This is a genomic window from Caballeronia novacaledonica (genome assembly GCF_900258035.1).
GTDB classification, from domain to species: Bacteria; Pseudomonadota; Gammaproteobacteria; order Burkholderiales; family Burkholderiaceae; genus Caballeronia; species Caballeronia novacaledonica.
Genome location: NZ_OGTP01000002.1, coordinates 47,150 through 59,776, shown reverse-complemented (window position 1 = coordinate 59,776; position 12,627 = coordinate 47,150). Strand labels below are relative to the sequence as shown.

15 protein-coding genes are annotated in these 12,627 nt (G+C 62.2%); 8 read left to right on the top strand and 7 right to left on the bottom strand.

Annotated features, from left to right (window positions below; genetic code table 11):
* Positions 1 to 7 precede the first annotated feature (7 nt).
* Together NOV72_RS04090 and NOV72_RS04085 are read right to left on the bottom strand one after the other, a co-directional pair.
* On the bottom strand, positions 8 to 259 hold the full coding sequence (locus NOV72_RS04090; RefSeq protein ID WP_106853336.1) for a hypothetical protein: 252 nt from the start codon (positions 257 to 259) through the stop codon (positions 8 to 10).
* A gap of 64 nt (positions 260 to 323) precedes the next feature.
* Positions 324 to 941, bottom strand: a complete 618-nt coding sequence (locus NOV72_RS04085; RefSeq protein ID WP_106853335.1) for a hypothetical protein — start codon at positions 939 to 941, stop codon at positions 324 to 326.
* A 377-nt stretch (positions 942 to 1,318) separates the two neighbouring features.
* On the opposite strand from NOV72_RS04085, the gene NOV72_RS04080 reads away from it, so the two are divergent.
* Complete coding sequence (locus tag NOV72_RS04080; protein ID WP_106853334.1) at positions 1,319 to 2,473, top strand: porin; 1,155 nt, start codon at positions 1,319 to 1,321, stop codon at positions 2,471 to 2,473.
* A 108-nt stretch (positions 2,474 to 2,581) separates the two neighbouring features.
* Here NOV72_RS04080 and NOV72_RS04075 read toward each other — a convergent pair whose 3' ends face one another.
* From NOV72_RS04075 to NOV72_RS04065, 3 genes are all read right to left on the bottom strand, one after another.
* Positions 2,582 to 3,097: a ProQ/FinO family protein gene (locus NOV72_RS04075; protein WP_106853333.1), complete on the bottom strand. Its 516-nt coding sequence runs from the start codon at positions 3,095 to 3,097 to the stop codon at positions 2,582 to 2,584.
* 124 nt (positions 3,098 to 3,221) lie between these two features.
* On the bottom strand, positions 3,222 to 3,488 hold the full coding sequence (locus NOV72_RS04070) for a hypothetical protein (RefSeq protein WP_106853332.1): 267 nt from the start codon (positions 3,486 to 3,488) through the stop codon (positions 3,222 to 3,224).
* Positions 3,489 to 3,653: 165 nt separating this feature from the next.
* On the bottom strand, positions 3,654 to 4,283 hold the full coding sequence (locus tag NOV72_RS04065; protein ID WP_425428710.1) for a TetR/AcrR family transcriptional regulator: 630 nt from the start codon (positions 4,281 to 4,283) through the stop codon (positions 3,654 to 3,656).
* Between the two features lie 110 nt (positions 4,284 to 4,393).
* Between NOV72_RS04065 and NOV72_RS04060 the strand changes: the two genes are divergently transcribed.
* Positions 4,394 to 5,512 (top strand): MBL fold metallo-hydrolase, encoded by a 1,119-nt coding sequence (locus NOV72_RS04060; protein WP_106853330.1) that lies wholly within the window; start codon positions 4,394 to 4,396, stop codon positions 5,510 to 5,512.
* Positions 5,513 to 5,518: 6 nt separating this feature from the next.
* On the opposite strand, the gene NOV72_RS04055 is transcribed toward NOV72_RS04060, so the two are convergent.
* A complete protein-coding gene (locus NOV72_RS04055) occupies positions 5,519 to 6,148 on the bottom strand; it encodes a CGNR zinc finger domain-containing protein (RefSeq protein WP_106853329.1) in 630 nt (209 codons plus the stop codon).
* Positions 6,149 to 6,290: 142 nt separating this feature from the next.
* Between NOV72_RS04055 and NOV72_RS04050 the strand changes: the two genes are divergently transcribed.
* The 4 genes from NOV72_RS04050 (at position 6,291) to NOV72_RS04035 (ending at position 9,483) form a co-directional block, all read left to right on the top strand.
* Positions 6,291 to 7,145 (top strand): alpha/beta fold hydrolase, encoded by an 855-nt coding sequence (locus NOV72_RS04050; RefSeq protein WP_106853328.1) that lies wholly within the window; start codon positions 6,291 to 6,293, stop codon positions 7,143 to 7,145.
* Between the two features lie 32 nt (positions 7,146 to 7,177).
* Entirely contained in the window at positions 7,178 to 8,149 is a 972-nt protein-coding gene (locus NOV72_RS04045; protein WP_106853327.1) for a zinc-binding alcohol dehydrogenase family protein, read from the top strand.
* A gap of 15 nt (positions 8,150 to 8,164) precedes the next feature.
* Entirely contained in the window at positions 8,165 to 8,935 is a 771-nt protein-coding gene (locus NOV72_RS04040) for an SDR family oxidoreductase (RefSeq protein ID WP_106853326.1), read from the top strand.
* A gap of 89 nt (positions 8,936 to 9,024) precedes the next feature.
* Positions 9,025 to 9,483, top strand: coding sequence for an MEKHLA domain-containing protein (locus NOV72_RS04035; protein WP_106853325.1), 459 nt, complete (start codon positions 9,025 to 9,027; stop codon positions 9,481 to 9,483).
* 10 nt (positions 9,484 to 9,493) lie between these two features.
* On the opposite strand, the gene NOV72_RS04030 is transcribed toward NOV72_RS04035, so the two are convergent.
* Positions 9,494 to 10,354, bottom strand: coding sequence for an NmrA family NAD(P)-binding protein (locus tag NOV72_RS04030; RefSeq protein WP_106853324.1), 861 nt, complete (start codon positions 10,352 to 10,354; stop codon positions 9,494 to 9,496).
* A gap of 246 nt (positions 10,355 to 10,600) precedes the next feature.
* Here NOV72_RS04030 and NOV72_RS04025 point away from each other — a divergent pair, with 246 nt between their 5' ends.
* Positions 10,601 to 11,416 (top strand): HTD2 family dehydratase, encoded by an 816-nt coding sequence (locus NOV72_RS04025; RefSeq protein WP_106853323.1) that lies wholly within the window; start codon positions 10,601 to 10,603, stop codon positions 11,414 to 11,416.
* A gap of 45 nt (positions 11,417 to 11,461) precedes the next feature.
* Positions 11,462 to 12,625, top strand: a complete 1,164-nt coding sequence (locus tag NOV72_RS04020) for an acyl-CoA dehydrogenase family protein (protein WP_106853322.1) — start codon at positions 11,462 to 11,464, stop codon at positions 12,623 to 12,625.
* The last annotated feature ends 2 nt before the right edge of the window (positions 12,626 to 12,627 follow it).

The window sequence follows — 12,627 nt, the reverse complement described above, 5'->3', positions numbered from 1 at the left end:
CGCGAAGCTATCGCAGCGCGGGCATGCGGATCGCGCGATGATTGCGCGGCTCGAACAACACCGCCTGCTCGATGCGCGCAGCGACCTGCTTCCATCCGGCGAGCTCTTCGTCGAGCACGGCGAGCGTCAGAAGAATGCGCTCGCGATCGTGTTTCGTGCGGGCCTGTTCCGCGCCGTCGCGCAACGACGCGAGCGCCGCCTCACGCTCCGCGATCTGCTTCGCGATTCTTTCCCTCAGGCGTTTCAGTGATTCGTCCATTTTCGTATGACAGGGTGATGTCATCGATCTTCGAGCAAAGCGCGCGCCTGACTGGACGAATCGTCTATCCAGCGTCGCCGGCGCTGATCGCCGATTGCATGCTCTTCAACAGTTTCGCCAGATAGCGAAGCAAGCCGACCGTATCGCCGAATTCGATGAAACCTGGCTTGACGCCATCGCTGAAAAGCAGCGTGCCGTCCAGCGCGTCATCGACGATCAGGCCGGCATACGCGGCGTGCGGCCGGTATTCATCGGCTGCGAGGCTGAATGTGTTGCCGTTCGCGGCGGCATCGCGCAGACGCATGAGGAATTGCACTTCGGGCGCACGCGACGCGGAAAGCCGATGAACATCGAAGTATTCGGCGACCGCGAGGATCGCGTTCGTGCACGGGACGATCAGCGCGAACGCGATGCGCTTCTCGGCCGTATCGAACGATGGCCACGAAAGCGTGTCTTCCGTCGGCGCATCTTTCATCGGCGTGCCGTCCTCGCTGTGCGTATGCGCTTCAGGACGCGAATGCTTGCGCGCGAGTAAGGACTGCGCCTTCGCAAAATCGGGCGGCGGCGCGCCGCGCTCGATCCAGTCGGACAACAGGCTCGCATACGCGTGAAGCGTGGTGACCTGCGCTTCGATGAAAGCGACGCCGATTCTGCAAGCGTCCGGATGACGGTTTTCGGTCATGGCTTTTCCTTTTGCATTTTCCCTTTATATGCAATGCGCGCGCCCGCTTGAAGTCGGGTTGAAGGATCGACAGTTAGTTGCGCTGTTTGATGAAGGTAATGTGGAAGAAATGCTACAAATAGCGTAACGCAAATTTACGAACGCCCGACGAAGCGTTATATTCGCTCCGCTATAACGTGAAGCGGCGTTTCATCTGCTTCATCGCGGTGGGCTCTTTTGCCACTTCTATCGAAAGAAGCGGCTTCAATAACATCACGCAGGACTCGACCTTCGCGCGGTTTCTCGCGAAGCCGGGATGGCCGCGCTCGCGCTTTCGAACGCGCCGCGCCATGTCTCAAGCAGGCCGCGTCACGCGGACAACAACAAGGAAAAGAAGAATGAAGAAGCACATCGTAGCGGCTGCGGTATTCGGCATGTTCGGCATCGCGGCGCACGCGCAGAGCAGCGTCACGCTGTACGGGATCATCGACGCCGGTATCACGTATGCGAACAAGGTCGCGGTGCCCGGCGGCCACGACAGCATCGTGAAGTATGGCGACGGCGTGGCGCAAGGCAGCCGCTGGGGCCTGCGCGGCACGGAAGATCTGGGCGGCGGTCTGAAGGCGATCTTCGTGCTCGAAAGCGGCTTCAACAGCGGCGACGGCACACTCGGTCAAGGTGGCGCACTATTCGGACGGCAGGCCTATGTCGGTCTCGCGAAGAACGACTACGGCTCGCTGACCTTCGGCCGTCAATACTCGTTCTCGACCGACTATCTCGGCGGCGGCTACACGATGGGCAGCCAGACGCCCGCCGGCAACTACGCCTATCACATCAACGATCTCGACCAGTTGACGTCGAGCCGCATCAACAACGCGGTCAAGTTCAGCAGCGCCAGTTTCTACGGCGTGACATTCGGCGCGATGTACGGCTTCTCGAACTCGACGAACTTCGCGGGCTCGCCCACGACCGGCACCGGCGCGACTGCGGTGCAAGGCTCGTCGAGCGCGTACAGTTTCGGCTTGAACTATGCGCAAGGGCCGCTCGGCATCGGCGCGGCGTACACCAAGCTGCGCTATCCGAATGCCGCGACGCCGGCGTTCAGCGTGAGCATCGCCAACGTGAACACGCTGGGCCTGCATGATCTGGAAACGTTCGGCGTCGGCGCGCGTTACGCGATCGCCGCCGCCGTGGTCTGGGCAAACTGGACGCACACGATGTTCCATCAGATCACGACCGGATCGTCGACGCTGAACAACTATGAAATCGGCGGCAAGTACACGTTCACGCCGGCATTGAGCGCGGGCCTCGGCTATACGTTCTCGGATCTCAGCGGCAACTTCGACGGCAGGTGGCATCAGGTCAACGGCGTGGTGGACTACGCGCTGTCGAAGCGCACCGATGTCTATGTGATCGGCGCCTATCAGAAGGCGTCGGGCAGCAACCGCGGCGTGCCGGTGCAGGCGGAGATCGGCTCGTCGTCGTCGTTCATCGGCAATGCGGGCGCGAACACGCAGCTCGTGACGCGCGTCGGTCTGCGTCACAAGTTCTGATTGAAAGCTGATTCGATTGAAGCGCGATGCCAGAGCGGCATCGCGCTTTTTTTATCTGTTCGATAAACGCTAAACACACCGCATGCGAACGAGAAGCGGTGTGTCGCGTTACTTGACGGCTTCTGCAGTCTTCGGCGCCGGAGCCGATCGAGCGAGGCGATTCGTTTCCAGATATACGGCGCGTTCCGCATCCGCCGCCGATACTTCACCGGCCGCGCCGCCCGTCAGATCGATTCGCGGCGCGCCTTGCACCAGACACGTCCAATAGCGGTTGCCGCGGCACCAGACTTTGATCGCGCCACGCAGCTCTTTCTCGTTGAGGCCGAGCTCTTCCGCGTGCTTCATCAGATCCTCGAAAATGCCGACTTTCAGCGGAACCTTCGGCGCGGGATTCTTCGGAAACGCGAGCGGAAAACGCTTCTGCAGCTTTCCGATGACATGCACGACCGGATCGACCGGCTTCGACGGCGCTGCCGCCGGTTTAGCCGGTTTGGCGGGTTCAGCCGGCTTCGACGCGGCCGCCGGCACGGGACGCCGCGCGCGCTGCGCCTTTTTCTTTGCTGCGGCGCTTGCAGCCTGTTTTGCGAGTTGCTCTTTCAGTCCGGCGAGTTGTTCGAAGCCCATCACATCGTGCCCGTAAAAACGTACCGGGATTTTAACAGCCTCCGGTGACGACCTCGTTGCGGCCGGCGGCGGTCTCACCGGAAGATGATTCGGACCCGAAAAGACCGCCCTGCCGGCGTTGCGCCTACTGTCCACCCGAATAGATGTTGCAGAAGGGTCGCGGAGCGCAATTGTTCGACATGGCGCCGCTCCGGTTCGACGTTCTCCCGCTCGCGCTCTGCCCCATTGCCGCGCCGCCATAAGCGGTGTCGCCGGAAGGTGGCGCGGTCTGGGCGTTTTGTTGACGGGGTGCGGGAATGGACTGCAAGGTGTCGGTGGGTTCCTGTGCCTGAGTCAGGTTTCCGAGTGAAAACGCGGCCACGAGCGTGGTCGTAACGAGGAAGGTCTTCATGACGTTCTCCTTCGACGAAGACTTACCGCTGCCCGACGAAACAACCGTCAGGTGAACCGGGTGCGCAAGCCAATGCGCACATAACAAACATATACCCAAGCCGGCGCGAAGTTAAATGCGATAGTTCGCGCGTCGCATGAACGTTCGATCCGGGAGCGCGAATCGTTATGAGCGTTTCGGCGCGGCGCGCTCATAGCGCGCGAGAAACATGTCGGCGGCCGCTTCCGCGACTTTTTTCTGCTCGTGTTTCGAAAGCGGCGGCTGGCCCATCGTGACCTGAGGCCAGAACGCGAAACCCTTCACGATGCCATGCAGTTGCTGCCCGGCGAAGACCGGGTCCGTGACCGCGAGACGGCCATCGGCGGCGGCCTTTCTGATCCACGCCGTCACGTCTTCCTCGCGCTCGCCGATGCGCGCCACCATGTCCCGCGCGCGTTCCGGCGAGTGAATGCCCGCCGCGATCGCCACGCGCGCGAGCGATAGAAACGACTCGTCGTTCATGAGCCGCAGCTTGCGCGTGAGCAGCGCGAGCAATTGCGCGTTCAGCGGTTCGTCGGCGCTATAGACGGCGGCATCGCCAGTTTCGCTCGCATCCCACAAGCGATGCAGGATCGCGGCAAAAAGCGCTTCCTTGTTCTCGAAGTGGTTGTACACCGTGCGCTTCGAGACACCCGCGCGCGCGGCGATCCGGTCCATGCTGGTCGCGTCATAACCCGCAGCAATGAACTCCGCGACCGCCGCGTTCACGATGGCGGCGCGCTTGCGGTCGGTGAGCCGCTGGGGAAGGTCGTTCATGTCATTCGATTCCATCCCCATATTTTACACCGTCCGGTTTACTTTTTTCTCGAAATTAAACTACACTGTACAGTCTACTTCCGATACGGGCTCGCGCCCCGTCACGTCCTATGACTTCGTTCACCGATCGCTTCAGCCGTGCCCTGGGTCTCGCCGCCGCGGAACGCGGGCGCGCATTGTCGAGCGCGTCGCCGCAACATGACGGCGCGCGCTTTCGCAACGTGAAGCCGCGTCCGCAAGAAGGCATCGGCAAGACGTTGCGCATCGTCTGGAACGTGCTGTTCAACAAGCCGCGCAATACCGTGCCGGCGCAGGCGCCCGTCGTCGAAACGCTCACGCGCGCGCAGCTCGACGCCGCGCCCGATCGCAGCCTCTATCGGCTGGGCCACTCCACGATGCTCTTCAAGCTGCGCGGCGAATACTGGCTGACCGACCCGGTCTTCGGCGAACGCGCGTCGCCGTTCAAGCGCGTCGGGCCGAAGCGCTTTCATGCGCCGCCCATCGCACTCGGCGATCTGCCGCCATTGCGTGGCGTGATCCTGTCGCACGATCACTACGATCATCTCGACCGGGACACGGTGCTCGCGCTCGCCGCGACGACAGCGGTCTTTCTCACGCCGCTCGGCGTCGGCGACAGGCTGATCGAATGGGGCATCGATGCATCGAAGGTGCGCCAGCTCGACTGGTGGCAAAGCGCGCGAGTCGGCGGCCTGCTGTTCACCGCGACGCCCGCGCAGCATTTCTCCGGCCGCAGTCTCTTCGACGGCAACAGTACGCTGTGGGCGTCATGGGTCATCGTCGACGACGATCTGCGCGTGTTCTTCAGCGGCGACACGGGCTATTTCGACGGCTTCAGGACGATCGGCGAGCGCCTCGGTCCGTTCGACGTCACGCTGATCGAAACAGGCGCATACGACGCGCAATGGCCGTACGTGCACATGCAGCCCGAGGAAACGGTGCAGGCGCACATCGACTTGCGCGGACGCTGGCTCGCGCCGATACACAACGGGACGTTCGATCTCGCCATGCATTCATGGCAGGAGCCGTTCGAGCGCGTGACGGGACTCGCGCTCGCGCGCGGCGTCGCGGTGACGACACCGCGCATGGGCGAGCGGCTGGCTCTCGAAGCGCCGCATCGCGGCGAGCGATGGTGGCGCGAAGTCGCGGATGCGCCGAAGGCGGCGTCATCGTGGCGCATGTGTGCGTCGCGAGCGGAAGAGGCGAAGTAGAGCCGCTCACGCTCCCTTTTCTTCCTTGAGCCGCGCCCGGTGCGCGGCCACCTTCGCCCGGTTCCCGCAGGCCGCCATGCTGCACCACCGCCGCGCATGTCCGCGCGTGTGATCCGCAAAAAGCAGCGTGCATTTCGGACCTTCGCACGCCTTCACGTAAGTAAAGTCCTCTTCGCAGACGAGCTTCGCGAGCGCTTCGACGATCGGCATCAACAGCGATTCGGCCGTCGGCCAACGTCGCTGCATGCCGAACGCGAGACCGCTCGACGCATTCGCATCGGCGACGATCACCGCATGTTGTTCGTCGCGCTGCAACACGGCATTCAGCGGTTCGAGTTCGGCCAGATCTTTCGCCGACAACGGCCGCCCTTTCCTCTTCCGCACGAACGCGCGAAACCATTCGCGCAGGCCGCGCGCCTTCGCGGCGACCTCGTCCAGTTCGGCCGGCGCGATGTGCGAACGCATGGAAGCGAGCACGTCGGCGGGCACCAGTTGCGCCTGTTCCAGCCACGACAGCAAGCCTTCGCCATCGCCGATCCATTCGACGGGTTCATCGACCGGTGTCGCGATCGAGTTGAGGAAATCGAGACCAGGCGCGTCGGCCACGAAAATCGCCGGCATGGGGCGGTAGTCCATTTTGCACATCCAGACGTGTTGCTACGATGACTCAATCGTAACCGCTAAAAAAGCTCTTGACAAGTTACGGATCTAGTTTGTAACCTTCATTTCACGCTTTTAACGGTTACACAAACTTTTCCTCATCCTGTGGAGAAACGCCATGTCCGCCATTGCGCATCGTCATATCGACGTCGACGGCTTCAACGTGTTCTATCGCGAAGCCGGTCCGGAAGACGCTCCCAAACTTCTCCTGCTGCATGGCTTTCCCAGTTCGAGCCACATGTTTCGGAATTTGATTCCGCTCTTGTCCGAACGCTTTCATATCGTTGCGCCCGATCTTCCCGGCTTCGGCCTCTCCGACATGCCGAGTCGCGATGCGTTCTCGTACACGTTCGACAACATCGCCAACGTGATCGATCGCTTCACCGAAGTAATCGGCTTCGATCGCTATGCGATGTACGTTTTCGATTACGGCGCGCCGACCGGCTTTCGTCTTGCGCTCAGGCATCCCGAACGCATCACGGCGATCGTTTCGCAAAACGGCAACGCGTATGAAGAGGGATTGAGCGACGGCTGGAATCCGATTCGCGCGTACTGGCAAGCGCCCACGCAAGCGAATCGCGATGCGCTGCGCGCGATGCTCACGAAAGACACGACTCAGTGGCAATACACACACGGCGTGCCCGACGCATCCACAGTCGCCCCGGATGGCTATGCGCTCGACGACTATTATTTGAGCCGCCCCGGCGCGCATGAAGTGCAGCTCGATCTCTTCGGCGACTATCGCAACAACATCGCGCTGTATCCGGCATTTCAGGCGTATCTCCGCGAGCATCAGCCGAAATTTCTCGCCGTGTGGGGCAAGAACGATCCGTTCTTCCTGCCGCCCGGCGCGGAAGCATTCAAGCGCGATATCCCGCATGCGGACGTGCGCTTCTTCGACACAGGTCATTTCGCGCTCGAAACGCACGCGGCAGATATCGCCGCAGCCATCACCGATTTCCTCGCTCATTGAAAACGCGGACCATCCATCACAGGAGAAACATCATGCGTGCAATCGTGCTCGACAAGTTCGGCGGTATCGACAGCCTCGTCTATACCGAGATTCCGGAACCGGAACCGCTGGAAGGCCATGTCGTCATCGAGATCAAGGCGTTCGGCCTCAATCATGCGGAAATGCACATGCGGCGCGGCGAGTGGGCCGAAGCCGCGAGAGTGAGCGGCATCGAATGCGTGGGCATCGTGAAGTCGTGTCCGGGCGGCGAGTTTCCCGTCGGCGCGAAAGTGGCCGCGTTGATGGGCGGGCTCGGCCGCACGATCGACGGCAGTTATGCGCAATTCACGCGCGCGCCGGTGTCCAACGTCGCGCTGATCGAATCCGGTCTGCCGTGGGCCGAACTGGCCGCTCTGCCCGAAACGTACGCGACGGCATGGACGTGCCTCTTTCGCAATCTCGAGATCGAGGCGGGACAGACGGTCGTCATTCGCGGCGCGACGTCGTCGTTCGGACAGGCAGCGGTGAATCTCGCGGTGAATGCGGGCGCGAAGGTCATCGCGACGACGCGCAACCGCGATCGCTTCGCGAAGCTCGAAGCGCTGGGCGTATCGCGCGTCGAACTGGAAGGACCGGAATTGAGCAAGCGCATCGCGGAAGCGAAAGAGATCGATGCGGTGCTCGATCTCGTCGGCAACAGCACGATTCTCGATTCGCTCGCGATGCTGCGCCGCGGCGGCCGCGCATGTCTCGCGGGCTGGCTCGGCGGTCTTGCGCCGATCGCGGATTTCAACCCGCTATTGCAAATGACGAGCGGCGTGCATCTGACGTTCTTCGGCAGCTTCGTGTTCGGCACGCCGGGCTTTCCGCTGTCCGACGTGCCGCTGCAAGCGATCGCCGCCGACGTCGCCGCGGGACGCTTCAACGCGAAGCCCGCACGCGTGTTTCAGTTCGACGAGATTCACGAAGCGCATCGCGTGATGGAAGCGAACGAAGCCAACGGCAAGATGGTCGTCGTTCATTGAATCGGGAGAGATGACATGTCCGCGAAAGTAGCGATCGTCACGGGCGCGAGCCAGGGCATCGGACGTTCCACCGCGATTCGCCTCGCACGCGATTTCGACTCCATCGTGCTCGTCGCACGTCATCGCGCGAATCTCGACGCAACGGCGTCGATGGTCGCGCAAGCCGGCGCGAAGACGCTTGCGCTCGATATCGATCTCTCACAACCCGACGCCGCGCAAAAGGTGGTCGATGGTGCGCTTGCCGCGTTCGGCCGCATCGACGCGCTGTTGAATATCGCGGGCGCCGTGCCGCAAATCGATCTGTTCGACATGACCGACGAGCAATGGGACGCGGGCCTCGCGTTGAAGCTGCACGGCGCGCGCCGGTTGACCGTCGCGGCGTGGCCTTCGTTGAAAGAGACATCGGGATCGGTCGTGCTGATGTCGGGCAATTCGGCGCTGTTTCCCAAAGCGCCGTATGCGGCGGTCGGCACGATCAACGCGGCGATCGTCGCATTGGCGAAGGCATTTTCCGATCGCGGCATCACGGACGGCGTGCAGGTCAACAGCGTGTTGCCCGGTCCGGTGATGACAGGCCGAAGGCGCTCGTATCTGGAGCACTGGGCGCCGTTGCACGATATGACCGTGGAGGAAGCGACCGCGCGTTTTCCGGTCGAAGCGGGCATCGCACGTTATGGCACGCCGGAAGAGATCGCGGAGTTGATGGCGTTCCTCGTGTCGCCCGCCGCGAAATGGATGACGGGCAGCACGTTGAGAATGGATGGCGGCGAAGTCAAGTCGATATGATTCGACGAAGCCATGCGGACCTCGAACATGCGCAAACGGAAACGAAAGGGTAAGGTGCTGTTTTCCGCTCGTTCGAGGCACGCCGCACGATGCAGCCAACCGATATCGATTTCTTCACGCTCGTAAGCGAAAGTTATGAGCGCCTGCTGGGCAAGCCGCTGGTTCCGGATGAAGGGCTGACACCCGCCGAAGCCGCGCGCTGGCTTTACGAAGACGCGCCATTCGGCATCCTCGCGCACGATACTCAGGCCGATCCCGTGTTCGTCTACGGCAATCTGCGCGCGCAACGTCTGTTCGGCTATACGTGGAATGAACTGACCGCGCTGCCGTCGCGCCTGTCCGCCGAAGCGCCCGAACGCAGCGAGCGTCAGGCGTTTCTCGAACAGGTGACGCGCGACGGCTATGTCGACGGCTATCGCGGCGTTCGCGTCGCTCAATCGGGCGAGCGCTTCCGGATCGAACGCGCGACCGTGTGGCAATTGTTCGATCGCGACGGCGTTCATCGCGGACAAGCGGCGATGATTCCGCACGTGAGCGCAATCGGCTGAAGCCTTCCGATTAGCGCGCGACGAGCTTTCGAATCACGTCGATGAGCGGCGTCGCACCTTTGACGATCTCATCGCGCCGGCCTTCGAAGTCGATCCATCCTTCGTTGAAGCCATCGAGCATCCGAATGCGCGGCGTCGGATGCTTCATGCCCTGACTCACGAACAGCGCTTCCCATGTGTCGCGCGGAACGCCGTTCGCGCGTACCGGCTTGCCGAGCACTTCCGCGAATGCGGCGGCGATATCGTTCGGGCTCGTGCGCCGCGGCCCTTCCAGCTCGACGACGCGCACGCCCGACCATTGCTCCTGCATGAGCTTCGCCGCGAGTTCGCCGATATCGTCGGTGGCGGTCATCGGAATCGCGCGATCGAGCGGTTGCAAAAACGATTGCACGACGCCTTCGTTACGCGCCGAGTCGACATCCCACGCGCAATTCTCCATGAACCAGCCCGGCCGCAAAAACGCGACGGGAACCGTCTGCTTGCCGAGCGCTTCCTCGAGCAGCGTGCGCTGCGTCAGGAGATTGGTTTGCGTGGCCTGCGCGCCGATCGTCGACAGGCACACGATCCTGCGCGTCCTCGCACGCGTCACGGCCGCGACGATCGTATCGATGACTTCGCGCGCTTCAGGAAAACCCGGCGCCGGATCGAACTCCGGCGGCGGGAGAATGAACACGGCTTCGGCGCCTTCGAAGGCACGGGTGAGCGCATCGGCATCGGTCATGGTGGCGAGGGCCAGCTCGCAACCGCGCGCCGCCCAGATTGCGCCCTTCTTCTCGTCGCGCACGACGGCGCGTACGGGTTTCCCCGCTTTCAACAGCGCATTGGCGAGCGCGCCGCCGACTTGCCCGGTAATTCCGGTGATGACATACATGATCCGACTCCTTATGCAATGCGTTTGACAGCAACGGATTGCATGTTATGGCGCGCACTCGCCGGGAAAAATGACGCGCGGGTTATCGGATTGATGATGCGATGTCATTGATCGGGCGTGGCGACCGCAATAGGTTCGCCCTATGCCCGGCACATGAAACTGGTATTTCCGCTCGACGGAACATTTCCTTAGAGTCACCCTATCCAATCAGGATTCGCTGGTTCGTCCAGCAACGGAGACGACACAATGCAAACGGAAAGCGCTGCCGATATCGTCGCGCCCAGTTCCGTCGCGGCGCTCGCCGCCACGCTCGATTACGATGCCGCGCCGAACGAAGGCGACGCGCTTCCGCCCTTGTGGCACTGGATTTTCTTCAGGCCGATCGCGAAGCAATCGCTCATCGCCGAAGACGGGCATCCCAGGAAAGGCAGCTTTCTGCCCGACCTCGGCCTGCCGCGCCGAATGTGGGCTGGCGGGCGTCTGCGCTTTCCCGCGCCGGTGATCGTGGGTGAACGCATCGCGCGTGAATCGACCATTCTCGATGTCAGCGAGAAGCAAGGCCGCACGGGCAAGCTCGGTTTCGTGACGGTCGGGCATCGCATTCGCTGTGGCGAGCTCACCGCGATCGAGGAAGAACACGACATCGTCTATCGCGAACCCGCCGTGCCGGGTGCGCCCGCTCCCGCTCCGACCGCCGCGCCCCGCGACGCGCAATGGCAACGCGACATCGTGCCCGACGAAACGCTGCTGCTGCGCTACTCCGCGCTGACCTTCAACGCGCATCGCATCCACTACGACAAGCCCTACGTGACGCAAGTCGAAGGCTATCCGGGCCTCGTCGTGCACGGGCCGCTCATCGCAACGCTGCTGATGGATCTGCTGCGCCGCCAGTTGCCCGACGCGACTGTCGCCGGCTTCTCTTTCAAGGCGCAGCGTCCGTGTTTCGCCGGCAATGCGCTGCATCTGTGCGGCCAGCCGTCGGCGGATGGCAAGACCGTCGAGTTGTGGTCGAAGGATCACGAAGGCTGGCTCGGCATGACCGCGCGCGCCACGCTCGCCTGACTCGTTCGACTCGTTCGACGATAAGAACTCACCAGCAAGCAAATCATGATCGAATCCGCCCCCGACGCTTATCAGGACATCCGCGAAGCCGTGCGCGATCTTTGCGGCCAATTCTCCGGCGAATACTTTCGCAAGATCGACGAAGCGCGGGGCTATCCCGAAGCATTCGTCGATGCCCTCACGAAAGCGGGCTGGCTCGCCGCGCTGATTCCGCAAGAGTACGGCGGCTCGGGGCTCGGATTGACGGAAGCATCGGTCATCATGGAAGAGATCAACCGCTCGGGCGGCAACTCGGGCGCATGCCACGGCCAGATGTACAACATGGGCACGTTGCTGCGTCATGGCTCGGCGGAACAGAAGAAGCGCTATCTGCCGAAGATCGCCTCGGGCGAATTGCGTCTGCAATCGATGGGCGTAACCGAGCCGACCACCGGCACCGATACGACGAAGATCAAGACGACCGCCGAAAAGAAAGGCGATCGTTATGTGATCAACGGTCAGAAGGTATGGATCTCGCGCGTGCAGCATTCCGACCTGATGATTCTGCTCGCGCGCACCACGCCCGCTGCGGACGTGAAGAAGAAAAGCGAAGGCATGTCGATCTTCATCGTCGATCTGCGCGAAGCGATCGGTCACGGCCTCGTCGTGCAGCCAATCCTCAACATGGTGAATCACGAGACCAACGAACTCTTCTTCGATAACCTCGAAATTCCCGCGGAAAATCTGATCGGCGAGGAAGGCCAGGGCTTCAAGTACATTCTCGACGGACTCAACGCGGAACGCACGCTGATCGCGGCGGAGTGCATCGGCGACGGCTATTGGTTCATCGACAAGGTCTCGCAATACGTGAAGGACCGCGTCGTCTTCGGGCGGCCCATTGGGCAGAATCAAGGCGTGCAGTTTCCGATTGCGCGCGCGTATGTCAATGTGGAAGCGGCAAACCTGATGCGCTTCAAGGCGTGCGAGCTTTTTGACGCGCACAAGCATTGCGGCGCGCAGGCCAACATGGCGAAGCTCCTCGCCGCCGATGCCTCGTGGGAAGCGGCCAACGCATGTCTGCAATTTCACGGCGGCTTCGGCTTCGCGGCGGAATACGATGTCGAGCGCAAGTTCCGCGAGACGCGTCTCTATCAGATCGCGCCGATTTCGACGAACCTGATTCTCTCGTATGTCGCGGAGCATATCCTCGGCCTGCCGCGCTCGTTCTGAAG

Excerpts from the sequence above, each read along its gene's own strand:
- NOV72_RS04055 (WP_106853329.1), bottom strand. The coding sequence starts at position 6,148 with ATGGACTACCGCCCCATGCCGGCGATTTTCGTGGCCGACGCGCCTGGT.
- NOV72_RS04085 (WP_106853335.1), bottom strand. The coding sequence starts at position 941 with ATGACCGAAAACCGTCATCCGGACGCTTGCAGAATCGGCGTCGCTTTC.
- NOV72_RS04050 (WP_106853328.1), top strand. The coding sequence starts at position 6,291 with ATGTCCGCCATTGCGCATCGTCATATCGACGTCGACGGCTTCAACGTG.
- NOV72_RS04060 (WP_106853330.1), top strand. The coding sequence starts at position 4,394 with ATGACTTCGTTCACCGATCGCTTCAGCCGTGCCCTGGGTCTCGCCGCC.
- NOV72_RS04045 (WP_106853327.1), top strand. The coding sequence starts at position 7,178 with ATGCGTGCAATCGTGCTCGACAAGTTCGGCGGTATCGACAGCCTCGTC.
- NOV72_RS04025 (WP_106853323.1), top strand. The coding sequence starts at position 10,601 with ATGCAAACGGAAAGCGCTGCCGATATCGTCGCGCCCAGTTCCGTCGCG.
- NOV72_RS04040 (WP_106853326.1), top strand. The coding sequence starts at position 8,165 with ATGTCCGCGAAAGTAGCGATCGTCACGGGCGCGAGCCAGGGCATCGGA.
- NOV72_RS04035 (WP_106853325.1), top strand. The coding sequence starts at position 9,025 with ATGCAGCCAACCGATATCGATTTCTTCACGCTCGTAAGCGAAAGTTAT.
- NOV72_RS04080 (WP_106853334.1), top strand. The coding sequence starts at position 1,319 with ATGAAGAAGCACATCGTAGCGGCTGCGGTATTCGGCATGTTCGGCATC.
- NOV72_RS04070 (WP_106853332.1), bottom strand. The coding sequence starts at position 3,488 with ATGAAGACCTTCCTCGTTACGACCACGCTCGTGGCCGCGTTTTCACTC.
- NOV72_RS04075 (WP_106853333.1), bottom strand. The coding sequence starts at position 3,097 with ATGGGCTTCGAACAACTCGCCGGACTGAAAGAGCAACTCGCAAAACAG.
- NOV72_RS04065 (WP_425428710.1), bottom strand. The coding sequence starts at position 4,283 with ATGAACGACCTTCCCCAGCGGCTCACCGACCGCAAGCGCGCCGCCATC.
- NOV72_RS04090 (WP_106853336.1), bottom strand. The coding sequence starts at position 259 with ATGGACGAATCACTGAAACGCCTGAGGGAAAGAATCGCGAAGCAGATC.
- NOV72_RS04020 (WP_106853322.1), top strand. The coding sequence starts at position 11,462 with ATGATCGAATCCGCCCCCGACGCTTATCAGGACATCCGCGAAGCCGTG.
- NOV72_RS04030 (WP_106853324.1), bottom strand. The coding sequence starts at position 10,354 with ATGTATGTCATCACCGGAATTACCGGGCAAGTCGGCGGCGCGCTCGCC.